Origin of the sequence: Haloarcula sp. Atlit-7R (genome assembly GCF_003666065.1) — an archaeon.
Lineage (GTDB): Archaea > Halobacteriota > Halobacteria > Halobacteriales > Haloarculaceae > Haloarcula > Haloarcula taiwanensis.
In genome coordinates, this window is sequence record NZ_QXIK01000003.1 from 1 (window position 1) to 23,445 (window position 23,445).

Consider the following 23,445-nt stretch of genomic DNA (forward strand, 5'->3'; position numbering starts at 1 on the left):
ACGCCTATCCGTCGGGGTGGCGGTACACGCTTCACTACGGAGCATTGACCGCCGGTTCCGAGACGCTCGACGACGGAACGATCCGTCGCTACGATAACTCACACGAGGATACGAAAGGCCACGAATTGCACATCGCTCCCGACCCGGAACCCGATTTCGTAGAGTTCCCCGGCATCGAGGTACTCTACGAACGGTTCTGGGACGAGATCCCGAAGCCACGCTTCGGTCCATCCAACGACAACGGTGATACCCATGACTGAACAGAACGTACTCGTGGTCACGGTCGACGACGAGACCAATCCGTACGAAGAGGGCCTTGAAGCTATTCAGACACTCAAAAAGGGAGAACACCTCGACCGGCCGGCCACTGTTCGGTTCCCGAACGAGAGTCAGCTGACCGACGTGTTCAACGAACGGACGTACACACTCTTGCGCGTGATTAGAGACGAACAACCAGAGAGCATTCGCGAGACAGCACGACTTGTCGGCCGTGACAAAAAGAACGTCCACGAAGAATTGACCACACTGGAAGCGCTTGGCGTCATCAGCTTCGAGGCAGTCGGACGGGCAAAGAAGCCAGTATTCCCCTACAACGACCTCGTCGTATCGCCGCTTGCTCACGACCCCGGAGACGGGGCCACTGCAGCCCCCTGATCTCTTGTTGTCTTGGGAATTGGTCGTGATTATCTCGCTAATCTTGATCAAGTAAATTCTGAAACCACTGTAATCAGGGTTAGAACATCATAAACAGCTCAGGGTGTCGCCACACTCACCAAACACCTACTAGTAGTTCTCGGATGTTGTCGGGCTACGGTGATTTCTGGACTCACTGCTAGTAGCTCTCAGGTATAGGCGTTCATCAGTTGTGTGTTCCCGACTCCTTATGAAACGCTTCACTGGAAATGATAGCGTGCCCATCAATCGGTCATAGATTACCAACCGACTCTTCCTCGACTATTCCAGAAGGCAAGACGGCAGCACCCCCCAACCAGGCGCTGGTTGGGTCACTTGTGCCCCAATCAGCTAAATCAGACGCTGAAATCAAAAAAGGGGGTTAGAAACCACCTCTGTGCCAAATCCATTGGCTCACAATCGTGCAGACTCTGGATGGGCCCTGCCGGTTTCGCGGTTCCGTCATGCGGTTACTAAAAGTAAGTCGGTGAGTCATTGTTACACCTCAGGGAGGTAATCGCGGCGCTGTTCAGACTTCTCACGCTCGCCACGGCGGTCGTAGTGCTTGTCGAGAATCTGGTCGCTCGCGTTCAGTCGGTCCGACACCACACGGCGCGGGACATCCTCACGCCGATACGCGGTGACCCTGCCACTCCGAACGTCGTGTGGTGACCGAGCGGATGGACACGTCGAAGCCTTCCTATTCGACGTGGCTTCACACTCCTCCGGATCGCGGTCATGCGGGCATTCCGCTCCCCGCCAGCATGGCCGGGTAACCCTGTACATCGTCGTCCGGAACGTCGACGTGGAAGCACGACCCTGAGAAGTCGTAACGAGCGGCCGACGCCCATGTTCGTCGAAAACCGGCTCACGCGGCCCGTCGATGTAGTCCTGCAAAACGTTGGCAACGTGGTCACTGATAGCGTTCCAGCGCTGACCCTTCTCCCCGTTCTTCAACGGCGTATCGGTCTGTGGGCGATGGACAAACTGGATGCCCGGATTGTCCTGTTCGAGTTCGCAGTCATCGATATCTAGCCCACGAATCGCACCCATGCGGGCTCCGGTGTGCCACAACAACAGGGCGATGACGTGGACCCTTGATGCGTACTTGTACATCTGGAGGTAGTCGAGAATTACATCGGCGCGCTCGGGGTCGAGCGTCGACGCACTCACCTCACCAGCGTTGCTGATGGTCGGCAGCGGGACCTTCGTCCGAAGATCCTCGGGAACTGCATCTACTTCGGCAGCGAATCGGAGGAACGAACGGACCGTGGCCAGCTGCCCGCGGAGGGTTATGGGCTCGATCTCGTCGCGGCCCTTCCCGTTTCCTTCACGCCGCCAGACGCGATAGGCGTACAGGTCCCGGCCCGAAAGGTCGTTCAGATTTTCAATACCCTCCTCGCGGCAGAACTGCTCGAAAGCTTCTAACCGATACTCTTGTGACTGGATCGTTGATTCGGTCAGTTCGTCCTGTCGGGCTTTGAGATACATATCGACGGCGCGGCCCGGTTTCAGTGGTTGGAGATCGTTACTCACACCTGCTCACCTCCGCGCACTGACCGCCCGTGATCAAAGCGACGAGTCGCACAGCCTGAACAGATCGGCTTGAGGGTCCGTGCATCAATCCCGTCAGCGTCAGCTCGACAGGTGGCGCAACTGCCGTCGTCAGAACTATTCGATTGCGATGCTTCGGTGTTCGTGCGGGGCTGTAGCCCCGTAATGGTGGATTCGCTCATGGTCTACAGAGCGCGAAGCCACCTTTTCGGGCGGTGTACCAGACCGCCCGTTCGTCACGAACCAAGGAGAGTCATCTTCGACCGAATCGGGTGCTTCGCATATCCACAAACAGGCCGGTTATGCATAAATGCATTGGTGGCCCTTATTTGAATTGTTAGTGAGAAATAAGATAGTCTATACTCTTGTGGGAATTGAATGCGTCAGTCAGGATCTTGGATGACTATCTGGGATGACCGGATACTGGAAATAATCCGCGAGGAGGAATCAGGAACCTCAACGGAGCTCGCAAAGCGAGATGAAATCCATATTGCCCAGTCCACGGTTTCTCGCCGTCTCCAGAAGCTTGGCGAACACGATCTCCTCCGTCCTCTCGGAAATGGAGTTTATGTCCTCACTGACGAAGGAGAAGCATATCTCGAAGAAAAATACGACGCTGAAAGAGAACGCTACATCGACGGTGGCGGATCTTCCGACGGAGAAAATGGTGCTGATGCGGCTGACGGTCCCGGAATCAACAGCTGACGACGTTGCCCTGAATCATGTCACGCAAGCCCGCAAAATGGATGGTCCCGTTAGATGAACGGATTCTCGAAATACTGAAAGCCGAAGGTTGGTCATCACCTCGATACATTGCCCAGAAAGTATCGCTTCGTGCCTCTGTAGGCCGTGTGCGTGAACGCTGCCGGATGCTCACGTACGCACAGATGATAGAACCCCTGAGCCGTCAGTTCCAGAATTACGATATCACGGGGTATGGGCTGCGGTATCTGGAAGGTCGATTAGATGCCAGTAATCAGCCGTGGCCGTCGGCGAAAAAAGTTCTGAAAGGATAGGCAACGAGAAAACGATACACATCTAGTAGTACTATTTTTGCGTAGATGAAATGACTGGCTCCACGGTAAGTGTGTAGATTATTCAACTCGACCTCGTCAAATTAATATTACTTCCTGTGTAAGTCGATATTCAAATTCTGAGTCTCCAGTATTCCGGCGTGATGTTTCTCTACGTTCAACACAATCGGGACATCGTCGGAGGTACATATCGCTCAGAACACTAGAAGCGGAAGCATCAGGCCCCCAGCCTAATACTTCTTTTACGTCTTGATTGTCCATCCATTCTTCCTGAGAAAGTGCTTGAGCTACCGTTGCGGCATGGGTGTCAGACTGAATTGTACAGGTCATGCCATCATATAACATACTATGTAATTTTATTTAACACTTTGGTTAAGCACATTCGTAGACGGGTATACCTATTGACACAATCGTCAGAATGCTACTAACCCCCCGCCCTGGCCGTAACCGAGTCAAAACCAGACACCTACGAAGAATTCCAACAGAGTTAGAATAGAGGTATCTGGTTCTGGGGTTTTATCACGTATCCACGCTTCACTCATTACCTGTTAGATGAGCTCTGAAAATGATCTCCGAGTACTATGTATAGGGACTGACGTTGGGGTGGCAACGAAGTCAGTAAACTGGAACGAAGAATATAATGTGAAAGACTACGATTGGATCTTTCTCGACTATTACTCACTTGACCAGCGGGTAGGTGACTCCACAATCTCAGAGGTCTTTAATGAAATCGTCACGCCAGGAAAATATGATCTATTTCGGGCAGTGGCAACCGGAAGCAAAGTCATAGTCTTGCTCCCCGAACGTGACCCAATACCAAGGAACAATCACATCGAAATTAACATCAGCAACCACTTTCCCAACAACTTTTATTTGATCTCTGAGTCTGGTTCTTCTCTGAACCAAGACTCCATACCTTCACAATGGAGATGGTACTTCGACAGTCAGTTCGACTGGAAAATGCATATAAGCGGAGAATCTGACATATGCGAGTATGGTGACAAAGAATTCATCTATGAATATCAAGGATTAGCGGAAAATGCAGCATACGAATTCTTAGCCTGCAAGGTGCTCTTCAAACAGATCAAAGAAACAAGATCGCCTCGACAGAACAAGACAGAACACCTTCCCGGAGAAATTTCTTACATACCTGTGATCAAGAACTGGGACAGTAATGAGTTGATAAAGGAGATACTCGACGAATTTACCGATCTGGACACTCGAATTAAAACTAAGGATTCTCCGGAGTGGGTTGACGAAAAATCGTTGCCAGGAGAGGATGAAACAGTTTCGGAGCTTGGGGAGCTGCGTGATCAAAAGAACGAAATAGAACAAAAGATCGAGGAAAAGAACGAAGACTTACAGGAGTTTGACCGATACAAAGCGTTGCTATGGGGTAACGAGAATATCTTAGAGCAGTTGGTACCAGAGGTTTTCAGCGAGTTCGGTTTTGAGGTAGAAGGCGAACAACCCCACGGTCGTGACGGAATGATTCTCCTCAACGACAAACGATTTGTCATGGAAATAACTGGGACAACAGGTGGAATACGCGACGACAAATGTAGACAACTCTCTACATGGGTTGATAATCTTGAGTTGGAAGATCAGGAACACGATTATACGGGGTTACTGGTGGTGAATCCGGATCGAAGAACCCAGCCCAGCGATAGAAATCCTGATGAGTATTTACCGCCGCACCTCCGCAAATTTCTGGAAAAACGTGATTTTCACGTTTTATTGACTCCCAATCTCTACCATCTCCTTAGTAAGTACCGGACCGGCGAGATAGAACCCGAAGATATCCACGATGTTCTCACCGGTGATGACTTGATTCTCTGAGAATCAAACCTCTCCCTCGCGTTGTTTCAGGAATCTTCTCACTACACCTTGGAGAACAATTAACGCCGTTTACTTCTTGACGACGACAGTCTCCTCAATCTCGATCTCGTACGTACCGGGCACATGTAACATCTCAGCGATTTCTCGTTTCTGTTGGACGGTCAAATCGTCCCGAGCAAGGACCCCTCGAATTCGCTCGTCGATTCGCCAAGAGAATTCAGCAGACCGCATGAGTGCCTTCGTCTTGTTGCAGTCCCAGAACTCTGCGGCCTGCTCAATGTTGTCCGTACGATGCGCGTGCTTACCATCTTCGCGGATTCGCATACAGCCCGCTCGTGAACACGAGGTCAAAAGACAGGTATTCTCGACAAACTCGAAGCCCGATTACTGATAAAGACCGCTACGGCCCATGCCCATCGCGGCACGATCACGCCGACGGTCCTACCTGATTGGTTGCGAGTATGCACACGGACAGTTCCCGCTCGTGTGCATATCGAGTCGAGTGCAATCTTCGAGCTGCAACCCCATGGGGTTCAATGAAAATCGGATTGTGTAGTGTTAATATTGAGTTCAAGTCTACCTTGTAGTATTTCAGAACCGGAATTAATATTAGAAAATGCGCCGAACAGCCATTTGCGGGTTGGTTCCCGCTGAAATCAAAAGGGTAATACTGGTTTCCAAACCAGGGGGTCAGATCCAGACCCCCCTTGACGCACACTTTCAATTCAGTCTATCCCGGTCTCAAGTCAAGCTTGAACGTCGAAATGTTAAACTAACAGTAAATTGGTTTTAATATAGTATCTTGATTTTGGACACTTGCAATGGATCTAAAACAGCTATTCCAAGATGATGACGCCGTCTCCCCGGTTATCGGTGTCATTCTGATGGTCGCAATCACGGTCATTCTTGCGGCTGTCATCGCATCGTTCGTTCTTGGTCTCGGTGACCAAGCTCAGCAAGCAACCCCGCAGGCCAGTTTCTCATTTGAGTATACCGAAGGTAGTACTGATGGTGAGGGGTACGTGACAGTCACTCACGATGGCGGCGACTCAATAGAAGCTCAAGAACTGTATATTCGCGGGAGTGGTATTATTACTACCAATGATGCATCATCTTCATATATTATCAGAGGTGGTGCCGGACCTTGGGATGGTACAAATAGCAACCATGCTAGCGGCTCCGAGATTTCTGCAGGTCAGAAAGTTGACGTAGAAGTCTCCTCTGATTACGAGATCAGAGTAGTCTACGAACCAGTTGAGGGCGATACCTCTGCTACGCTGGCACAGGACAGCGGACCTGACGCATAACTGCTCCTTTATTCTCGTTTTTTATAAGATGAAATAGAGACATCTAACAGTCACTACCTGGCTTTTACCGAACCGCCCCAGCCTATCGTTCATCCGCGATTGAGCGGATGAGAAGCCTATGTTCGGAAAGATAGACATCGAAGACGCTCTGGCTGGTGTGATTTTCACCGCCAGTGCGTTCGTCACCAACGGTATCGCTTCAATCAGCCTGCTTGGCTACGACCTCGCCGCGTCCGTGTTCACCGTCCAGGGCACGAGCATCGACCTCGCGTTTCTGCTGTCGCTCGCCGCCCTGGCGATGGCATACGCCACCAACCGCGTCAACGAGAGCCGCAACAAGAACTACCAGCTCGACACCGACCTCGTGGATATCGCCAAGGGCTCGGCCACTGTCGAAACCTACCTCGCGCTTGGGACGCTCGTCATCGTCCTGTTCACCGGGCTAAACATCCTCGGCGCGCAGGATATTGTGGTTGGGTCGGCCGCTATCGGCCTTGTCGTCGTTGGCGTCGAGGCTGCCGGCTACTACGTCATCAGCTACCTGGGGTGAATCCGATGGACCGCATACTCAGCTATGGCCTTATAGGCGTCATCGGCATCTCTGGGTCCACAATTGCCGCGGCTGTCATCGGCTCCCCGCTTCCCGTCGTCAGTCCCGCCGTCGTCGCCGGCGGCGTTATCGCCGCGCACCACGCACAGCAGAAGGACACCGCCGCCGGCGCTGACGATCAAGAGGTTCGCGCCAGCGTCGAGCAGGTCGAAACCAACGGGGGACGCGAGCAATGACCCGCGCTCGTTCGGTCCTGCTCGCCGCGCTCATCGTCTGTTCCGCCGTCGTCGGGGCTGTCGGTCCCGCACTGGCACAGTCAACCGAAACAGCTACCGACTCCGGACCAGTGACGAAAACCTTCGAGACAGGCCCGCACAAGGTCAAGATCGACCTCTTCGATGTGTCGTCAGAAACGACCATCACCGTGCTTACCGACGAGTCGCCCGCTGGCAACAACACGGCGATTCTGAAAAAGACCGTCAGCGGCTCGCAGAACAGCGCACACTTCCGAAACGCAGGTGCGTATGAGTCCTTCACGGTGAAGGTAGAGGGTGCTGGTGGACCAGTGTCATTCAGCAAGGGCGGACCAACCGCCGCGTGGACACCGGGCGATGACGGCAAGTTCCTCGGGGACACGGGTGGAGATCCCGGATTCACCTACGACCTGAGCGAGCAGATCGGGGAGTCCGTTATGCCCCAGGTTGTGCAACTGGACCGGACCGGCCTACCAGATTCTACAACCGTCGACACCTCCGGTACTGACCTGCAGCAGATCAAAACTGACGTTTATCAATCTGGTCAGAACCAGAAGGCAAGCAACGAACACCTTCAGACAACCGTTGATAACTACTTGCAGGATACAAAGACTCAGGCCCGTATCATCGGCAAAAACGCCTATATCAAGGCCCTGAACAACGGCAGTAGCAAAGCAGCGGCGAAGACTGAGGCGAAAAACGCAGTAGAGGACTACTACGCTGTTAAACAAGTGAACCTGCTCAATGCGTGGAGCCAAAGCACCTCTCACGCGAAGTACCTCAACTCCACCGCCGTCTCCGAGGGTGCGAGCATCAAGTACGTCGGCCAACCGCAGGAACACGACGGTAGTGATGTGGAAGCCACTGATCAAAACGTACAGGTCAAAAACTACGAGCAACAGGCCTCAACTACGCTGCTAAACGGCAGTTCAGCATCCTACAACGAGCTTCGGATTCACATTTGGGCCGACGGCAATGAGGGCGGAGGGCAGTACTTCAACGTCAGCCCGGTAACCGGCGAGTATCAGGACGTGGCATACAGCAGTAACAACCCTGAAAGTACGAAATACCACGACCTGCGACGGTTAGCTATCCAGCCGCCTACCAGTGAAGACAGTACCCTCACGTACCTCAAGTACAGCAAATGGGCGAGCCAGTGGACCGCCATCAACAGTCAAGCGCAGACTGTGAAAACCGATATGGACACGCTGGCAGAAAACACCTACAGCGCCTATCAGAAAGGCGAAATCAACAATACCGACCTCGTTGATCCCTACGTGCTGGCAAACCAGCAGTCCGTGGGTGAGGACTTCCAGGGTTGGACCGCCGCACAGCTCACTCTACTTGGGACGAACTCCCCGAAGAACTTCGACCAGATCGGGAGCTTCAACATCACCACCGGCTCGGGGACACAGTACGAGGGCGTGCTGTTCTCTCAAGAAAACCCCGCTAGCGGCCAGTTCGAGAACGGAACGACCTACAACACGTCCAACATCGGTGGCACACAGTACGTCGTCACCAGTGACCGCATCGTCGAGTTAGACGGGACGTTCACCATCGAGAAAATCACCACCACAAGCGGTGAGAACGTCCAGAACGTCACCATCCAGAAAACCCAGTACAAGACTACGAACGTCACCGAACTGAGACAGCAGTACGAGGACCTCGCTTACAGACGCGCACAGATAGAGGCCCGCGAGAAGGCCCTACGACAATCTGCCGGTGGTGGCCTGCTCGGTGGCGGCAGTGTCCCACCCGTCGTCGCGCTGGCCGTGGTCGGCACCCTGCTCGGTATCGCCGTGCTTCAGGACTAACCACCCATGCGTTCCATTTTCTTCGTCGCGCTGCTCGTGGTCAGCCTCGGCTGCGTCAGCGCTCCGACCGCCGCACAGTCCGCGGGCAACCTCCCCGCTGAAACACCCGGCCCACAGCCCATAGCCAACGCAACCGAAACCACCCGTATCGACGGACAGACCGAAATTATCGGCTCGGAGTATCTACCGGACGAAGGTATCGCTCGCATCACCCTCCGGTCGAGCGCGGTACAAACGGTGACGATCTCCGACGCCGGCCGCTTCCAGAAAGGCGGGAAGATTCCCGTCCGTACGGTCGCTATGCGCTCGGACGACACCGCCACTGTCGAGATTCCCGTCACTGAGAAGGACGGCTACGTCGGTGTCGCCATTTCCACGGCGAACACGCCACTGTACGCCGAAATCGTTCAGCAGCCCTCCGGTGGTGGGCTCGATATCCTCCGTGCGCTCTCGTCGTTGCAGGCATGGCTCGCCGGGGCAACTGTCGCGTTCATCTGGATGATCATCGCCGGCTACAACGTTATCCGCGGCGAGAATGGCCGTCCGGAGGTAGCATGAAGCCCGCACCGACCTTCCAGAACAACCGCGACCGGCTTGTCTACCTGCTTGCCGAGTACAAGCTACTCATCGGCGGGATGCTCGTCGGTGCGGCCGTGCTGTTCGCCTACTACCAGCCACAGCTGCCGACCCTGCCGACGTGGATTCCCGCCATCGCCGTCGGCTGGCTCGTGCTGGCGATCCCCTGCTATCTTGTCGGTGCGAAGATCGCCCGCTGGCTCCGTCGCCGGAACTGGGTCGAAGTCCATCACGTCAACGCCGTTGAGGACACCACCGAGAAGTACTACGTCCCGCCGGAACTCTGGCGTGAGAAAGAGATCGACGGCCCGGACCCATATCCTGTCAACGGTGGCAGCGCGTGGGCCGTCCGCGAGTACGAGTATCTGGAAGACATCGGCCAGCTCCGCGTTGAGGGCGTCTGGCTGGAGGGCTGTCAGGACACCCAGCTAATGACCAGCAAGAAGCAGATGCAGGACATTCACGGCTGGCTCATCGACCGCGCCGAGGAACTCGCCGCGATCCGCGGCCGATGGAGTCGCGGCAGTGTTGAGCTGCAAAAGAAGCTCGTCACTGCCGACGCCGAAGCCAACGAGCGCGGCCAGATGATCCAGAAGACAGCGGCCAAGGAGACCTTCGGTGACCTCATCGAAGACGGCGAGAATCCCGAAGACGCACCCACCATCCACGACCTCACCGACGCTCCAGACCCTACGGCGGACGCCGCTGTGGGCTATGGGCAAGAGGAACCGACCAGTGAGCAACCACAGGACCCACGACTAAACGATGACTGACGACGGTAATGACCTCTACACGCCCGCACAGTTCCGCGAGTATCAGGACGGCTACGGCCAGCGCGATCCCGACGAGGTACACCAACACGCCGGAATCGTCCGTGATGAGAAACTATCGCGCTATCTCTCGATCCTCGAAACTCACTACGACCCGCAGGAGTGTGACCGCCCGGAGAAGATGCCGGGACAGGCCAAAGACCTCTCTCACGTTCGGGAAATCGTCCGTATCGAAGGGACCGAGACAGCCCGGCAAGCCATGGCGAACGGTGATATGCAGTCGCTCAAGCACTTCACCGGAGACGCCGGCCAGCGGGCCGATATCTCGGGAATCAAAGCCATCGACCAGCTCCGGGCACAGATGACCGGCCCCGCACCGATGTTCTACGAATGGGCCGAACCCGGCACTGGAAAGTCGAACTTCGCCTGTCTACTCGGACAGCTCTGGAAGGAACAACAGCCCTCGGACGCACTGGTCGCCTCGAACATCCGGACGCTCGAAGAAACCGACGAGTGGACCGATCAAGACGGGGACCGGCGTGACGGCTGGCTCGCCAACTACGGCGAGTTGAACGAGTGGCTGAAACAGGACGGCGATCCGATGCACAACGAGCAGGTCCCGAAGCTATTCATCTTCGACGAAGCCAGCAGTAACGCCGGCGGAAGCGGGAAAGACGGCTACGACACGAAAACGAAACTCGGACCGCTCACCTACAAGATCCGGAAGTACGGTGGATCACTCATCATCATCGGCCACGACGGCCGGGACGTCCACCCGCTCGTTCGGGAACTCGGTGTCTGTGTCCACAAGGAAGGGCTGAAAGAAGCCACATTCTACGAGGATGTACGAAACCGAAAGGGTGTCAACCCGATCTTCTCCGTGTCCGGTATCCCCGAAACGGACTGGCGATATGACGACAAGGAACCGACTACGTGGTCGTGGTCGAGCGGCGAGGATGACGGTGACGAGGTAGACCCGGAAGACCTCTCTCGGAAGCTCGCGATCTACACGGTCATCACTGCTAAGGAGTCAGAACCGGACAGACCAAACCACGAGATTGCCGATTTCGTCCCGTACAGCGCCGAATGGGTCCGTCAGCGCTGGAACGAGTATCAGGACGATGGCAAGCATCGAAATGTAGTTGGTGAGGTGACGGAGCTAACCGCATGACAGCAACAGGATTCGACCAACCCAACAACAACCAACCCCCCGGCGTAGCCCTGTTGTTGGCCCATGGCGTGCGCTCGCGGTGCGAGCACGCGCGAGCCATGGGCAACGGCCGCGAACAGCCCGGAGGAGTATCTATATATGACGCACGCGAGGTGCGCGAATGAGTCGAAGCCACAAGGCCAATCACTACGGGACGCTCGTCGAGCGCAAAGCCGCCGAACGGTACGATCTCGAACTAGATCGGTGCAGCTGGCACGACGCGAAGCGACCGGACGGAACGCCCGTCGAGATCAAGGCCGCGATGCACCGGCACGCCGACGGCCAGCCTGGGACGTTCAAACTCTACGACCAGTACCACGAGAAGCTACGAGCCGCGAACGGATGGTATGTGTTCGGTGTGTATCGGATTCGGGGGAAGGGGGTGGAAATACTGGAATGGGAGATGCGTCATTCATCACGATTACCCAATCTCATGTGGCACGGAGGTGGTAATCATAGATCGGCAAAACAAGCCAAAATAGCAATCTCTTCGATGAAATAGCTGATCGAATAAGAACTCAAAGTTTTAGTTAGGAAGTGACTGATTACTAAGAGTACTCCAAAGAGAGGACGACATTTCGATTCCAATTGGGGAGAATCTGACAAACTCAATCAGATCAAAGTTTTTGAACTCCGGATTGTTTCGAATATTGTCGAGTAATTTTCGGCTTTCTGGGTTTGGGTCATCTGCATATGCAGTATTACCAGAAACAACTTCTGAGATCCACATCTCTGTCAATTCAGTAGCAATTCCCTGTCTCCGGAACTCTGGTAATACATACAACTGACGAAGGATGGGATGGTCAAAAGTACCGTTAGCCCAGACTGCGATGCCTGAGATGTTCCCATCTGTTATTGAAATGAGTGCCTCTACTTCGTTGAGATCATAATCTGTAGCTGGGGAGACTTCATCATTTGACAGAGATATTAAAGTCCCAATCACATAATGAGGTATTCCACTCCCTGAGGGCTTCACTCGTAGAAATTCACCAGTATCACCGTGATATTGGTCATGAGGTTCTATACTGTCAATAACTGATTGCGAATTCAAGAAATTTGAGTATCCTATTCTATCATTTCCGACAATTATCTCTTGTGTCTTACCACATTGATCGCAGATAGTCATCGGGATGTCCTTTCCATTTGTGACTTCAAATACAGTTGGAGTTGGGTCTATAGAATGATCAGAGCAAGAACACTGTTGTGGAGTAATACGATCAAACATCGTCTTAGCGCTCTGGTGATCATATGGAATCATTGGTTCACCGTATAATGATTCTAATTTTTGACCTAAGACGACATACTGGTCTTCGACTTCTCTCGACACTTCCCCAAAGATTCGAAGATCTTTAGTGTAGAATGAATCCACTTGAGTCTCGATTGATGCATCATCAAGATTTATTGACCGGAGATTTTCCCAGATCCCGCTTTTTGGATTGAAAAACTCGAATTTGATGCTACTATCGGAATATCTAATTAATGAGAAGGTATACTTCTCTTGTCTATTCATTAAGTAATATGGAATAACGAATGCTTCTTCTGATTCACTATCGATAGATGTCACTTCTTCATGAGATAATGCTCGATCAGGATAGGTCATACAACGATTATTTTATGCATATATCATATGCATTACGGATGGCTCTCTTCTAAAACAATCTCTAAATTCAAATGTCTGAATTAAGTAGAAGAGTAATCATCGTATTGACGGGACCTTCCGAAAATAAAATACAGCGGCGTGTTTTGGAGAAGTGGCCTTAGCCACACGACTAAGGGGAACCCGGAAGCCTGCGCACCGGGTTCCCCCTGGTCGCGCGGCTGGGTGACGTGACCAACGGGAGCGAACCCAGCCGCGCGACGCGCGATTTTCGGAGGGAAGAGCACAGTATTGCCGCAAAATCAGTGCGTTGGATAGTGATGCCTCTATTCAGGTGGCGCGCTACCCGCCGTGCCACTCGTCAGCTGGCGGGCAGCCGGCCGCCCGCCATGCCTCGAAGTCGAACCCTTCGCGGCCCTTCTCAGCCGCCCGCGCTTCGCGCAGGTAGTCGCCGGAGCGGTATGCTGTCTCGAAGGCTTTCGAGAGGTCACGGAACCGCTCACGGCCGGTCTCTGCGGTCTCAACGACGACGTGAACGCCGTAGGTGTTCTCCTCGACACACTCGGTGTAGGCCGTCTGGATTTCGCGCATGATGTTCTGTGCTTCCTCGAAGTCGGTCGGCGTGTAGCCCACCTTCAACAGTTTCCGGCAGTCGTCAGCGTCGGTTTCCGTGATTGCATACTCACGGCGGATTCGCGCCCACCGTGACCGGGAACGCTCTTCGGCCGCGTCGGCCAGCTCCATCGTGGCGCTCCCGATCTCCTGCTCGAACCGCTCGCCCGCTGCACGAACCCGCTTCAGTAGCTCCTGCTGGATCTTCTTCGAGGATAGTTCCATCTCGCCGTAGCTGTGCTCTATCAGCCCCTCCATCCGTTGGATGACAGTCCGAATCGTCCGGTACGTGTAGCCGGTCTTCTCGGCTGCCTTCTGTGGTGAGACCTTCCCACCGTCGGTGAGTAGCAGTTCCGTCACGTCGCGGTCGGCAGTGGTCATGTCTCCCCACAGCTGCATCACGCGGTGTTCCTGGTCGTCTTCGATCTTCGGCAGCGGACACTGGACGAACTTCCGGGCTTCCGTCGTATCCCGGATGTTCCAGAACGGATCGAAATCGACGAACACACTGCTCTCGGCACTTGTCGCCAGCCCACACCAATCCAGACAGTTCAAGATCGTCTCTTCCAACTCGCGCCGGGCGTCGTCGAGGTCATCCCACCGAACCGTCTTCTCGGTTCGGCTGGTCTGGTAGGACACCTCGAATTTCGGATGGTACGGGGCCTGATCCGGTTCGTAGTTGTCCGGGTGGTTCGGGTAGTAGTGCTTGAGTTCCTTCCCCAGCCCATGCCCACGGACCAACTGGTCGGCTTTCTCGTCTTGGACGGTGGCGGTGACGTAGTAGCCCGGCAGTTTCGTGTTGTCTTCGACGTGCTTGCGATACCCCGACCGGTCGCCCTGAATGAGTGTGTGACAGCGCGCTATCGGTCCATCCGGCGCGTACAGTGGCCCGCTATCTTCGCGGTGCAACCGGACGTAGTAGGCCAGATCGTTGATGTGGCTGTCCGGGTGTGGCTGGTCGAAGTACCGCGCGGCAATCCCGTAAGCGTCCATCACGCGCTTCACGAGCGACAGATACCGCTCGTGGGGGATGTTGGACGCCTGTACCTGCACGTCGATGTAGGGCTCGCCGTACTGGGGCACAGAGACAGGTTCCCCATCAGCTGTGAGATTCGGCCACCGTGGGCGGACAGTGATCGTACCGCCCTTCACACGCTTGTCCCGATCTGCCCGCTTCCCCTCGTAGGTGGGCGAATCCTTCGCAACGAAGTAGAACTGGAACTCGCGGACGTTCTGGATCTGGAACTCTGGATTGTCCCAAGCGTCCAGCCCGCTCTCGGAGTAGTCGAAACAGGTGGCCCATGTCTCACCTGCGAGTTCGATATCCCGCGTGGGTTTGCCTTCGGTCTCCCAGCGGTCTCCCCACTCTTTGATGAGTGAGTCCATCGCGTAGTAGGGCTTCAGCCCGTAGTCTGGGACGCCGGGATCGGGATGCACACCAATCGTAAAGCGCACGTCGCCCTCATGAGGGGCGCACTTGAGGTGCCGCGACATCCCTACCTCCGGGCCTCGATTTCCGCGACGGCCTGCTCGACTTCAGCCTGACTCTGTGCGAGAGGTTGGTGATTTGTCCAGTCGAACTGAAGGGGTTCACCCGCTTCTACATCGTACAGCCGGGATGCTCGGACGAACCCCGTCATGCCGAAGTCACCTCCACTTTCTCGCGGGCTCGACGGAGTAGATTCCCGACAGTACCGGGCGAGCGGCCAGTCTGGCGGGCGTACTCGCGCGGCCCATACTGGCCCATGCCCACAGCCTCATACACTTCTCGTTCGGCGTCAGTGAGCTGGGAGAGGTCCGGTTCGTAATCGAAAAGAGAAGACTGGGGGCTCACCGCCAGTCACCTCCGAAACACTCCGGGTTCCCACAGAGTTTGTAGTGCGGCCGATACGCGGCGATGGGAACCTCCGTGAAGTCCGCGTCACTCCGGTAATCGGCTTCGGGACAGGCGGGTGTTGGCTCGTCAGCGTCCGGATCGAGGCGGTGTAGCGTGTCCGCGTACTGCGAACGGTTCCGCACGCCCTTCTCGGGCAGCGTAGTGGGCGCTGACGCCTTACTCATCGCCCGCACCTCCGGATCGCAAAATCGCCAGACGGCGGCTACCCCCAACAAGATGCTTGTTGAACTCAGAATTTAGCGGGGGTGTCTTCGTACCCCGATTCCGCTGTTCTCCGCCCGCTCGCACACCTATCGCTGCCGGTTCGTAACAGATACGCTTCGGGCAGAAACTGGATGGGCCCTGCCGGATTTGAACCAGCGCTCAATCGGTTATGAGCCGATCGCTTTAACCAGACTAAGCTAAGGGCCCCTCAGAATGGTGTTGATGAGTCCGCATCTTTAGCCTGTCGGGTTGGAGTAGCGGGGTTCGGAGACGCACGCAGGCCGATACAGAGACAGTCATGCATCGCTTGTGCGTTCACCGTCTAGCAACCCGAAACGCCGACGGCAGCAGCCGTCCGGCGCTTGTCAGTTAGTGAGTGAAAGAACGACGCCACCGCCAGGGCTCGAACCTGGGACAACCTGGGTAACAACCAGGTGCTCTACCAACTGAGCTACGGCGGCGCGAACGCATTCAGTCATTGCCAGAGTTGGTAATTAGGGCTTTCGTTTCCAGTCGGCATCGACACGCTTTCACGCACTTGTGTGCAAGCGGCGGTATGAGCGATGAGTTCGACGCCGTCGTCGATGCGGTGCGAGCGCGGGTCTCGCCCACTGACGACGAACGAGCGCAGTTACAACGGGTTGCCGACGCGGTGATGGACGACGCCGAAGCAGCCATCGCCGACCTCCCGGTCGAAGCGGAAGTGGTGCAGGTCGGCTCGACAGCACGGGGGACGTGGACCGCTGGGGACCGAGACGTGGACGTGTTCGTCTGCTTCCCGGCGTCGCTCGACCGCGAGCAGCTAGAGGAGTACGGACTGACGGTCGGGCACGCGGTGCTACCCGAGGGCCGCGAGGAGTACGCCGAACACCCCTACGTCGTCGGCGAACGCGAGGGATACGCGATCGACCTGGTGCCCTGTTATGCGGTCGCGGACGCCACCGAAATCCAGTCCGCGGTGGACCGGACGCCGTTTCACACCAGATATCTGCAAGAGCGTCTGGACGACGACAGCGCGGGCGAGGTGCGGGTGGCAAAGCAGTTCCTGAAAGGCATCGGGGTCTACGGGAGCGACCTCCGGACGCGCGGGTTCTCGGGCTACCTGACGGAGCTGCTGGTGCTCGAGTTCGGCGGCTTCCGAGGGTTCGTCGAGGCAGTCGCGGACTGGCACCCGCCGGTTCGGCTCGACCCCGAGAGCCACGGGACCGAGGCGTTCGACGACCCGCTGGTGGTCATCGACCCGACGGACCCGGACCGCAACGTCGCGGCGGTGCTGTCGGCCGCGAACGTTGCCACACTCCAGCACTACGCCCGGGACCTCCTCGCCGAGCCGCGGGCGTCGCTGTTCACCGAGACCGAGCCGGACCCGTTCACAGCAGCAGACATCAAGGCCGTGGTGTCACAGCGGGCGACGACGCCAGTCGCACTTCGCTTCGCGGCCCCAGATGTCGTCGACGACCAACTCTGGCCACAGCTCCGGAAGTCTCTCGACGGGCTCTGCAGCGAACTCGACCGACGCGGGTTCGAGGTCCTGCGGTCAGCCGCGTTCGTCGAGGGCGACAGCGGTGAGGAGGGAGCGCCGGACGGCGAGCGCCGGGAACGGGACGCCGTCTTGCTGCTCGAATTCGCCGTCGCCCAGCGGCCGGCTGTCGAGCGCCACGAGGGGCCGCCGGTGCACGTCCGCGAGCACGCGAGCGGGTTCTTCGAGAAGTACGACGGCGACGACGAGGTCGCCGGGCCCTTCATCGACGGCAGCCGCTACGTCGTCGAGCGACCCCGGGCGTTCACTACAGCTACTGGGTTCCTGTCGAGCGATGCAGTCTACGACGTTGGGCTGGGGCCGCGGATCGAGTCAGCACTTGAGAATGGGTACGACGTACTGGTCGGCTCAGACATCGCAACGCTTGCCGACGGCTTTGGCGTCGATTTGTCGATCTACTTCGCACCGAAGCCCTGATCGGCGAGGTCATCGAGAACATCGCGGGCGTCGTCGCTGACATCGTCGTCCGGTTCCATCGGCTGGTAGCCATCAAAGACCTCGTGAACGGTCGTGACCGAGTCCGAGAGCGTATCAAGGCCGTAGCCGCCCTCAAGGATGATTCCCAGCGCGGCGTCACAGGCGTCTGTGAGTGAGCGCATCCGGTCGGTCATCGCGCCGTACCCCTCCGTAGAGACACGCATCCGTGAGATGGGGTCGTGTTCGTGTGCGTCGAAGCCGGCGCTAATGAGCAACAGATCGGGGTCGTAGTCCTCGATTGCCGGCGCGATGCACTCGTCGATAGCGGCGAGGTAGTCGGCGGTGTCAGCACCGGGCTTGTACTTTACGTTGAGGTTCGTGCCGTCAGCGTCGCCTGTGCCGGTCTCCGAGATGTCGCCGGTTCCGGGGTAGAGCCCATCCTCGTGTATCGAGGCGTAGAACACGTCAGAACGGTCGTAGAAGATGTCCTGTGTGCCGTTCCCGTGGTGGACATCCCAGTCGAAGATAGCGACGCGGTCGGCGCTGGCTTCGAGGGCGGCCTGTGCAGCGACGGCCGCGTTGTTGATGAAACAAAAGCCCATGGCGTCGTCGCCGACAGCGTGGTGGCCAGGCGGTCGGCCGAGGGAGAACGGCGTGTTACGACCGGAGTTGCCGTCGAGCGCAGCTTCCGCCGCCCAGACGGCGAGGCCGGCCGAGGCAAGCGCGGCGTCCCACGTCTCCTCAACCGCGACGGTGTCGGCGTCCCAGTTCCCGCCGCCGTCGTCACAGAACTCGCGGAACTCCGCGATGTAATCACTGTCGTGGACCGTCCGTACGAGGTCGATGTCGGCGTCATCGGCGGCGACGTACTCGACACCGTGATTCTCCTTGAGCGCGCGCCGTATCGCTCGAAGTCTGTCGGGACTCTCCGGATGTCGCGGGCCGGTGTCGTGGTCCAGACAGACCTCGCGGTAACCGAAGTTCATTCAGTAGTACTGTTCGAGTTGGAAGTACGTTTCGACGTCAGCTGCCTTGATCGTCCGGCGATCAGCGTGACGAGCCAACGTGGCGGCCGCGGCAGCCGTTTCGTCGGCGTACGTTTCGAGGATGGATGCGAGCGCGACGCGGGCGTCCATGGCGACGCGGTAGTCGTCAGCAATGTCGAGCCGAGCGATGCGGTCGACCGGCGCGACAGGGAGTTCGAGACCGTCCTTCTCCGGAACCTGTTCGATACCGAAGTCGGACGGCATCAGCGTCTTTCGACCGTCCGTGGTGGCCTCCGTGGCTGCCGTGACGGCCAACGAGGCGCCGTGCTCCTGTATTCGACGAGCCAGTTCCTCCGCAGCGTCGGCACTCACCCGGAGCCCGTCCGCGTTCCGCCGAATGACCGCGTCCACCGGTGCGAACGGTAGCTCGACACTCATACCCAAACCCGGGAGTGTTGCGGTCTTAAGAGTTTCCGTAGCGTCGCTCGCCGACTCAGAACACGTCCTCAGCGTGGAGGCGGCCATCGCGGAGTTCGCCACGGACGGTTATCTCCTGCCCTAACTGCACGCGCTCGCCGGTTTCGACGCTCATCGTCTGCTCGCCGTCGTCGAGCACGACCGGGTCGCCGGTCTGGACGACGGTGCCGGTGAACTCCACCTGCTGGCCAGCGCTCTGTGCGCCGCCGTCCGTCGACGTGTCGCCGGAGTCGGCGCTGACAGCGGCCGCCTCGTCACTGCTGCTGGCGTCAGCATCGTCCGCTTCCTCGCCGAAAGTTGACAGACCGGCGTGTTCGGCGTCGGTCGTTTCGGCGCTGGCTCCCCCGCCTGCGCCACCCGTCGCCAAGTCCGCACCGTCGTCGAGCACGACAATCGTCGAGTTCCAGCTCGCCGACGCTTCCTTGTCGTCCTGCCAGCCGTCCTGAATCTCGACATCGGCTGCGAGAACCTCGTCGCCCGGCGCGATGTCCTTGTCCGCCTTGTCGCCCCACAGCGCCACGCGGATGTCACCTGTCGCATCCTGAATGCGGACGTTCCGGACCTGCCCCTCGCTGCCGTCGTCGCGGTCGAACGTCCGCTTGGGGTCGGCCGAGCGGACGACGCCAGCGATGTCAACCGTCTCCTCAAGTTCGACCTCCGCTATCGGGTCGGCGTCGGGCTCGAAGGTCACGTCGTCGTCCACTTCGTCGACGGCCCCCTGGTCGCCGACGTGGAGTTCGAGTGAGCCGTCCCGCTCCCGGACGTAGCCGTCGACGACTTCGACAGCCGCGCCAGCATCGAGTTCCTCGGCACGGTCAGCGCGATCGTCCCACAGCGTCACTCGGATGCGCCCCGTCTCGTCACCGAGAGTGAGGTTCGAGACGCGGCCCTCGCTGCCGTCGTCGCGGTCAAAGGTCCGTATCGTGTCGGTATCGAGCACAAGCCCGCGCAGCGTCACGTCGGACTGCCCCATGGTCAGCGCGTCGATAGACGAGCCAGCGCCCGGTTCCACGTCGATTGTGGCGTCCTCGTCCGGCTCTGCCTTGTCGACGGACACCTCCAGCCCGTTGTAGCCGTCCTTCGGCCGACCCTTCACCCGGAGTACGTCGCCGACCTCCAGCTTTCCCTCGTCGATATCGACGGCCTGGCCGTCCCAGAAGGCGAGCCTGACGCTGCCGCTCTCGTCGGCGGCCTCAACGTTGATGACCCGGCCGTCTTCGTCCTCGTCGTCGCGTTCGAAGGTCTTCAGGTCGCCGATAGCCATCACCTTGGCGAGGAATTTGACCTCGTCCATTCCGGGTTCGATATCGGCGATGGCGTTGACCTCGTTCTCGTTAAGCTCGTGGGCCAACAGCATCGCGGCCGTCTCCTCGTCGGCGAGCCCGCCCATCTGCTCGACCTTCTCCTCGACGGCCTCGCGGAACTCCTCCTCGGGGACGTCCGTCTCTAAGTCCTCGTAAATGTCCTCTATCGCACCCATCTATCTATGGGACGCTGGGCTGGGGCGCGCTTAAGCGTTGTCGTTGGGCGAGCAAGCGGCCGCTGTCGGTCGATTTCGGTGGTCGTCCGTCCATTGTTCGATGGTGGTCATGGGATAGGATATAAACCCTTGTCGGCTGACTCGACAGCAGCTGCCACCGCAGTGACAGCAACACGAGTCGCCGTTAGCGTGTTGCTGTTGTTACAGTACTCTGGCCGTCGCCAGTGTCGTGAGAAACGACCACTGTGCCGGGGAGGCCGTTCGCAAATGTCACCGTAGCCCGGTAGTCAATTTCCATAATAGCTTGGGTACACATATCGCCAGCGTCTGTCATCTCTGTCGGTCCAACGCCGATACTCAGTTCATTCGAGCCGGAATCATACGTAGCATCTGTCAGGTCGGCCGTTTTGCACCCGTCAGCGCCCCAGATAGTGCCTTCGACGACGACCCGGTCCCCGTCGAAAGTCACTGTTGCCGAACTCACCTGTGACCCAGACTGTCGGCTAGTAACGCTGAATGTCGTTTCGTTCACACTCGGAGGATCACTCGGACTCTCTGTGAGTGTTTCCCCGCTTCCGGGAGCATCGCCAGAGCAGCCGGCAAGCGCTATCGAGCAGTTGAGCCCGCCGTATCGCAGGAGGGTGCGCCGTTTCATACCTGCCATAATGTATCCCGAATGAAAGGTCTTCCCGGTCGCTCAAACCAGCGTTGTAGCGACATGTGTCGACACGTCGCGTGACGGCACACGAATCGTCACCCTTTTTAGGTGCACCACCCTCTCTGGATATGAGTCCGGATAGGGTAGTGGACTATCCTCTTGGCTTGCGGAGCCAGGGACCGGAGTTCAAATCTCCGTCCGGACGTTTTTGCCGACATCCAACGGCGAGCGACAGCAGTCACAGGTGTCGGCGAAACTCTACGCGGAGATCTGAGCAGACGAGGAACGCGCAGCGAAGCGAGCATTTCTCGGCGAGTTCAAATCTCCGTCCGGACGTTCACTGCGTTCACGACCGGACGTGCTCCACGCTCGCGGTGCTCGCGTGGAACTCCGTCCGGACGTTTCTCTACAGTACAACACCGCGGGCGTAGCGAGCGGTCAGTGCTGCGGGCCGTTTCTGCCGACACCAGAACCCGAAGCCACAGCGTCCCGCTCTGGTCGAAACGCCGATGTGGTTTTCCGGCCACGAGGCGAACACACCCCTGTGCGCGACCATCTCCGTGCCGGCATTGCAGTGTACAACGAAGGGCGCTACCACGCCGCACACGATGCGTGGGAGGAGTACTGGCTGGACCTCGGTTCGGGCGACGATGAACGCTTCCTGCACGGTCTCATCCAGTTCACCGCGGTCGTCCACCACGCCAGCGAGGAGAACTGGTCAGGCGCGCGCGGGCTGGCCGAGAGCGCGGCGGAGTACCTCAATGGCCTGCCCGACCCGTACCGCGGTGTGGCGCTGGCGGACGTGCGGACCTTCCTCGACGAGGCGGCGGCTGGCCCCCACCACGCGGCGACGGACCCGCCGACACTGACACACGACGGCGAAGCGATTGGCTACGACGCGCTGGATTTCGGCGCGACGGCCATCGCCGCCGAGGTGCTTGCGGAAGCGGGCCGGTACGATGAGGCGGTCATCGACGCCGCTGTCGACCGTGCGCGGAGCGAACTCGACAGCGACGGCGGCTCGCAGTTTACCGGAATGCTGTTCTCGTTTGTGCGCGAGCGCGACCAGCGGCCCGTCGTCTACCAGCGGCTCCGGGACCATGTCGAACTAGAACAGCAAAAAGACGACGACGTGCGTGGGCTGTTCGACGGCTCGGGATAGCGTGCGACCGGGGCGGTAGGAGACGCCTACGGCTCCGGTTCGGCGACGCGTTCCTCGCCGTCGAAGTGCGCGGAGTTGTCCTGCGGGTCGTATCCGAGGGCTTCCTTGGCGCGCTCGATGGAGTAGTACTTCCGGTCGTTGTCGGAGATGCCGTAGACGATCTCGTACTCGTAGTCAGCCTGAAGCGCGCAGTCGTGGATGTGGGCACAATCCCGGTAGGAAAGCCACATTGCCTGGCCACGCTCGTAGTCGATGGGCGGGTGGCCGCGCGTGAGGTTACCGATGCGGATGTTGCAGACGGAGAGGCCATACTGGTCGTGGTAGTAGCGGCCCAGCACCTCGCCGGTGGCTTTCGAGACGCCGTAGAGGTTTCCGGGGCGGGGGAGTTCCGTCCCGTCGAGGCGGTACTGGTCGTCCGGGCGATACATCTCTGGCGTGCGCTCATCCGTTTCGAAGGAGCCGACGGCGTGGTTCGAGGATGCGAAGACGAACTTCTCGACGCCTTCATCGACAGCGGCCTCGTACATCTTCTGGGTGCCGTCGATGTTGTTTTCGAGGACGGAGTCCCAGGGGGCTTCTGGCCGGGGGTCACCGGCCAGATGGATGACAGCGCCGACGCCGTCCATCGCCGCGGCCACGTCGCCCTCGCTGGACACGTCCCCGACGAGGTACTCGTGATCGGGCTCCTCGGCGGGTGGGCTGTGGAACATGAGTTTCCACTCGTAGGCGTCCTCGAGTCCCTCGAGGATGGCCGCCCCGACAGCGCCGCCAGCGCCGGTGAGCAGAACCGGGTCGTCCATTCGTATGAGACGATACGTCGCACGCAATAGGTAGC

General features: G+C 57.9%; 26 protein-coding genes and 3 tRNA genes. 15 read left to right on the forward strand and 14 right to left on the reverse strand.

The genetic code is table 11. The annotated features are described in order from the left end of the window. The coding region (locus tag D3D01_RS07230; protein ID WP_121511738.1) for a DUF6516 family protein at positions 1 to 260 on the forward strand (260 nt) is incomplete at its 5' end. Further along, positions 253 to 654, forward strand: coding sequence for a hypothetical protein (locus D3D01_RS07235; protein ID WP_121511739.1), 402 nt, complete (start codon positions 253 to 255; stop codon positions 652 to 654). The genes D3D01_RS07230 and D3D01_RS07235, both read left to right, overlap by 8 nt. Before the next feature lie 516 nt (positions 655 to 1,170). Here D3D01_RS07235 and D3D01_RS07240 read toward each other — a convergent pair. Then, positions 1,171 to 2,163 carry a site-specific integrase gene (locus tag D3D01_RS07240; protein WP_121512090.1) on the reverse strand — a complete coding sequence of 331 codons (993 nt, stop codon included), beginning with the start codon at positions 2,161 to 2,163 and terminating at the stop codon, positions 1,171 to 1,173. 441 nt (positions 2,164 to 2,604) lie between these two features. Here D3D01_RS07240 and D3D01_RS07245 point away from each other — a divergent pair, with 441 nt between their 5' ends. Beyond that, the gene (locus D3D01_RS07245) at positions 2,605 to 2,931 is read left to right on the forward strand and encodes a helix-turn-helix transcriptional regulator (protein ID WP_199725375.1); all 327 of its coding nucleotides are present in this window, start codon (positions 2,605 to 2,607) and stop codon (positions 2,929 to 2,931) included. 881 nt (positions 2,932 to 3,812) lie between these two features. After that, positions 3,813 to 5,099 carry a hypothetical protein gene (locus D3D01_RS07255; RefSeq protein ID WP_121511742.1) on the forward strand — a complete coding sequence of 429 codons (1,287 nt, stop codon included), beginning with the start codon at positions 3,813 to 3,815 and terminating at the stop codon, positions 5,097 to 5,099. A gap of 69 nt (positions 5,100 to 5,168) precedes the next feature. On the opposite strand, the gene D3D01_RS07260 is transcribed toward D3D01_RS07255, so the two are convergent. Then, positions 5,169 to 5,423 carry a hypothetical protein gene (locus D3D01_RS07260; protein WP_121511743.1) on the reverse strand — a complete coding sequence of 85 codons (255 nt, stop codon included), beginning with the start codon at positions 5,421 to 5,423 and terminating at the stop codon, positions 5,169 to 5,171. 497 nt (positions 5,424 to 5,920) lie between these two features. On the opposite strand from D3D01_RS07260, the gene D3D01_RS07265 reads away from it, so the two are divergent. The 8 genes from D3D01_RS07265 to D3D01_RS07300 all read left to right on the forward strand — a co-directional run bounded on the left by D3D01_RS07265 (position 5,921) and on the right by D3D01_RS07300 (position 12,082). Beyond that, on the forward strand, positions 5,921 to 6,406 hold the full coding sequence (locus D3D01_RS07265) for a type IV pilin (RefSeq protein ID WP_121511744.1): 486 nt from the start codon (positions 5,921 to 5,923) through the stop codon (positions 6,404 to 6,406). A gap of 118 nt (positions 6,407 to 6,524) precedes the next feature. Then, a complete protein-coding gene (locus tag D3D01_RS07270) occupies positions 6,525 to 6,956 on the forward strand; it encodes a hypothetical protein (RefSeq protein ID WP_121511745.1) in 432 nt (143 codons plus the stop codon). Between the two features lie 5 nt (positions 6,957 to 6,961). Continuing rightward, on the forward strand, positions 6,962 to 7,192 hold the full coding sequence (locus tag D3D01_RS07275) for a hypothetical protein (RefSeq protein WP_121511746.1): 231 nt from the start codon (positions 6,962 to 6,964) through the stop codon (positions 7,190 to 7,192). After that, entirely contained in the window at positions 7,189 to 9,024 is a 1,836-nt protein-coding gene (locus D3D01_RS07280) for a hypothetical protein (RefSeq protein WP_121511747.1), read from the forward strand. Before D3D01_RS07275 ends, D3D01_RS07280 begins: the two co-directional genes overlap by 4 nt. Before the next feature lie 6 nt (positions 9,025 to 9,030). Continuing rightward, complete coding sequence (locus D3D01_RS07285) at positions 9,031 to 9,582, forward strand: hypothetical protein (protein WP_121511748.1); 552 nt, start codon at positions 9,031 to 9,033, stop codon at positions 9,580 to 9,582. After that, a complete protein-coding gene (locus D3D01_RS07290; RefSeq protein ID WP_121511749.1) occupies positions 9,579 to 10,373 on the forward strand; it encodes a hypothetical protein in 795 nt (264 codons plus the stop codon). The genes D3D01_RS07285 and D3D01_RS07290 overlap by 4 nt, the downstream gene beginning before the upstream one ends. Then, the gene (locus D3D01_RS07295) at positions 10,366 to 11,541 is read left to right on the forward strand and encodes a hypothetical protein (protein ID WP_121511750.1); all 1,176 of its coding nucleotides are present in this window, start codon (positions 10,366 to 10,368) and stop codon (positions 11,539 to 11,541) included. The genes D3D01_RS07290 and D3D01_RS07295 overlap by 8 nt, the downstream gene beginning before the upstream one ends. 160 nt (positions 11,542 to 11,701) lie before the next feature. Continuing rightward, complete coding sequence (locus D3D01_RS07300; protein WP_121511751.1) at positions 11,702 to 12,082, forward strand: hypothetical protein; 381 nt, start codon at positions 11,702 to 11,704, stop codon at positions 12,080 to 12,082. Positions 12,083 to 12,106: 24 nt separating this feature from the next. Here the strand turns inward: D3D01_RS07300 and D3D01_RS07305 are convergent, their stop codons facing one another. The 7 genes from D3D01_RS07305 to D3D01_RS07330 all read right to left on the reverse strand — a co-directional run bounded on the left by D3D01_RS07305 (position 12,107) and on the right by D3D01_RS07330 (position 16,351). Next, entirely contained in the window at positions 12,107 to 13,180 is a 1,074-nt protein-coding gene (locus tag D3D01_RS07305; RefSeq protein WP_121511752.1) for a GNAT family N-acetyltransferase, read from the reverse strand. A gap of 339 nt (positions 13,181 to 13,519) precedes the next feature. After that, positions 13,520 to 15,283, reverse strand: a complete 1,764-nt coding sequence (locus D3D01_RS07310; protein ID WP_233563265.1) for a MarR family transcriptional regulator — start codon at positions 15,281 to 15,283, stop codon at positions 13,520 to 13,522. 2 nt (positions 15,284 to 15,285) lie between these two features. After that, the gene (locus D3D01_RS24000; RefSeq protein WP_199725376.1) at positions 15,286 to 15,429 is read right to left on the reverse strand and encodes a hypothetical protein; all 144 of its coding nucleotides are present in this window, start codon (positions 15,427 to 15,429) and stop codon (positions 15,286 to 15,288) included. Next, a complete protein-coding gene (locus tag D3D01_RS07315; RefSeq protein ID WP_121511753.1) occupies positions 15,426 to 15,623 on the reverse strand; it encodes a sigma factor-like helix-turn-helix DNA-binding protein in 198 nt (65 codons plus the stop codon). Before D3D01_RS07315 ends, D3D01_RS24000 begins: the two co-directional genes overlap by 4 nt. After that, on the reverse strand, positions 15,620 to 15,850 hold the full coding sequence (locus tag D3D01_RS07320; RefSeq protein ID WP_080505485.1) for a hypothetical protein: 231 nt from the start codon (positions 15,848 to 15,850) through the stop codon (positions 15,620 to 15,622). The genes D3D01_RS07315 and D3D01_RS07320 overlap by 4 nt, the downstream gene beginning before the upstream one ends. A 172-nt stretch (positions 15,851 to 16,022) precedes the next feature. Continuing rightward, a tRNA-Ile gene (locus D3D01_RS07325) sits at positions 16,023 to 16,097 on the reverse strand. 181 nt (positions 16,098 to 16,278) lie between these two features. Continuing rightward, a tRNA-Asn gene (locus D3D01_RS07330) sits at positions 16,279 to 16,351 on the reverse strand. 95 nt (positions 16,352 to 16,446) lie between these two features. Between D3D01_RS07330 and cca the strand changes: the two genes are divergently transcribed. Next, complete coding sequence (gene cca, locus D3D01_RS07335; protein ID WP_121511754.1) at positions 16,447 to 17,847, forward strand: CCA tRNA nucleotidyltransferase; 1,401 nt, start codon at positions 16,447 to 16,449, stop codon at positions 17,845 to 17,847. Here cca and D3D01_RS07340 read toward each other — a convergent pair. The 4 genes from D3D01_RS07340 to D3D01_RS07355 form a co-directional block, all read right to left on the reverse strand. Beyond that, positions 17,826 to 18,833 (reverse strand): histone deacetylase, encoded by a 1,008-nt coding sequence (locus D3D01_RS07340; protein WP_101351092.1) that lies wholly within the window; start codon positions 18,831 to 18,833, stop codon positions 17,826 to 17,828. The two genes, cca and D3D01_RS07340, sit on opposite strands and share 22 nt — an antisense overlap. Further along, entirely contained in the window at positions 18,834 to 19,271 is a 438-nt protein-coding gene (locus D3D01_RS07345) for a histone (protein WP_121511755.1), read from the reverse strand. 55 nt (positions 19,272 to 19,326) lie between these two features. Then, positions 19,327 to 20,790: a single-stranded DNA binding protein gene (locus D3D01_RS07350; protein ID WP_121511756.1), complete on the reverse strand. Its 1,464-nt coding sequence runs from the start codon at positions 20,788 to 20,790 to the stop codon at positions 19,327 to 19,329. Between the two features lie 184 nt (positions 20,791 to 20,974). Beyond that, positions 20,975 to 21,445 carry a hypothetical protein gene (locus D3D01_RS07355; RefSeq protein ID WP_233560756.1) on the reverse strand — a complete coding sequence of 157 codons (471 nt, stop codon included), beginning with the start codon at positions 21,443 to 21,445 and terminating at the stop codon, positions 20,975 to 20,977. Between the two features lie 135 nt (positions 21,446 to 21,580). Between D3D01_RS07355 and D3D01_RS07360 the strand changes: the two genes are divergently transcribed. Both D3D01_RS07360 and D3D01_RS07365 read left to right on the forward strand, forming a co-directional pair. Beyond that, positions 21,581 to 21,653: transfer RNA gene (locus tag D3D01_RS07360), tRNA-Arg, on the forward strand. 339 nt (positions 21,654 to 21,992) lie between these two features. Then, the gene (locus D3D01_RS07365) at positions 21,993 to 22,610 is read left to right on the forward strand and encodes a DUF309 domain-containing protein (protein WP_121511757.1); all 618 of its coding nucleotides are present in this window, start codon (positions 21,993 to 21,995) and stop codon (positions 22,608 to 22,610) included. A gap of 26 nt (positions 22,611 to 22,636) precedes the next feature. Here the strand turns inward: D3D01_RS07365 and azf are convergent, their stop codons facing one another. Then, positions 22,637 to 23,410 carry an NAD-dependent glucose-6-phosphate dehydrogenase Azf gene (azf, locus tag D3D01_RS07370; RefSeq protein ID WP_101351098.1) on the reverse strand — a complete coding sequence of 258 codons (774 nt, stop codon included), beginning with the start codon at positions 23,408 to 23,410 and terminating at the stop codon, positions 22,637 to 22,639. Between the last annotated feature and the right edge of the window lie 35 nt (positions 23,411 to 23,445).

Coding starts and splice junctions, on each gene's coding strand:
- D3D01_RS07340 (WP_101351092.1), bottom strand. CDS start 18,833: ATGAACTTCGGTTACCGCGAGGTCTGTCTGGACCACGACACCGGCCCG.
- D3D01_RS07255 (WP_121511742.1), top strand. CDS start 3,813: ATGAGCTCTGAAAATGATCTCCGAGTACTATGTATAGGGACTGACGTT.
- D3D01_RS07265 (WP_121511744.1), top strand. CDS start 5,921: ATGGATCTAAAACAGCTATTCCAAGATGATGACGCCGTCTCCCCGGTT.
- D3D01_RS07300 (WP_121511751.1), top strand. CDS start 11,702: ATGAGTCGAAGCCACAAGGCCAATCACTACGGGACGCTCGTCGAGCGC.
- D3D01_RS07295 (WP_121511750.1), top strand. CDS start 10,366: ATGACTGACGACGGTAATGACCTCTACACGCCCGCACAGTTCCGCGAG.
- D3D01_RS07305 (WP_121511752.1), bottom strand. CDS start 13,180: ATGACCTATCCTGATCGAGCATTATCTCATGAAGAAGTGACATCTATC.
- D3D01_RS07345 (WP_121511755.1), bottom strand. CDS start 19,271: ATGAGTGTCGAGCTACCGTTCGCACCGGTGGACGCGGTCATTCGGCGG.
- D3D01_RS07245 (WP_199725375.1), top strand. CDS start 2,605: ATGCGTCAGTCAGGATCTTGGATGACTATCTGGGATGACCGGATACTG.
- D3D01_RS07280 (WP_121511747.1), top strand. CDS start 7,189: ATGACCCGCGCTCGTTCGGTCCTGCTCGCCGCGCTCATCGTCTGTTCC.
- D3D01_RS07270 (WP_121511745.1), top strand. CDS start 6,525: ATGTTCGGAAAGATAGACATCGAAGACGCTCTGGCTGGTGTGATTTTC.
- azf (WP_101351098.1), bottom strand. CDS start 23,410: ATGGACGACCCGGTTCTGCTCACCGGCGCTGGCGGCGCTGTCGGGGCG.
- D3D01_RS07310 (WP_233563265.1), bottom strand. CDS start 15,283: ATGTCGCGGCACCTCAAGTGCGCCCCTCATGAGGGCGACGTGCGCTTT.
- D3D01_RS07290 (WP_121511749.1), top strand. CDS start 9,579: ATGAAGCCCGCACCGACCTTCCAGAACAACCGCGACCGGCTTGTCTAC.
- D3D01_RS07235 (WP_121511739.1), top strand. CDS start 253: ATGACTGAACAGAACGTACTCGTGGTCACGGTCGACGACGAGACCAAT.
- D3D01_RS07355 (WP_233560756.1), bottom strand. CDS start 21,445: ATGAAACGGCGCACCCTCCTGCGATACGGCGGGCTCAACTGCTCGATA.
- D3D01_RS07320 (WP_080505485.1), bottom strand. CDS start 15,850: ATGAGTAAGGCGTCAGCGCCCACTACGCTGCCCGAGAAGGGCGTGCGG.
- D3D01_RS07285 (WP_121511748.1), top strand. CDS start 9,031: ATGCGTTCCATTTTCTTCGTCGCGCTGCTCGTGGTCAGCCTCGGCTGC.
- D3D01_RS07350 (WP_121511756.1), bottom strand. CDS start 20,790: ATGGGTGCGATAGAGGACATTTACGAGGACTTAGAGACGGACGTCCCC.
- D3D01_RS07240 (WP_121512090.1), bottom strand. CDS start 2,163: ATGTATCTCAAAGCCCGACAGGACGAACTGACCGAATCAACGATCCAG.
- cca (WP_121511754.1), top strand. CDS start 16,447: ATGAGCGATGAGTTCGACGCCGTCGTCGATGCGGTGCGAGCGCGGGTC.
- D3D01_RS07275 (WP_121511746.1), top strand. CDS start 6,962: ATGGACCGCATACTCAGCTATGGCCTTATAGGCGTCATCGGCATCTCT.
- D3D01_RS07260 (WP_121511743.1), bottom strand. CDS start 5,423: ATGCGAATCCGCGAAGATGGTAAGCACGCGCATCGTACGGACAACATT.
- D3D01_RS24000 (WP_199725376.1), bottom strand. CDS start 15,429: ATGACGGGGTTCGTCCGAGCATCCCGGCTGTACGATGTAGAAGCGGGT.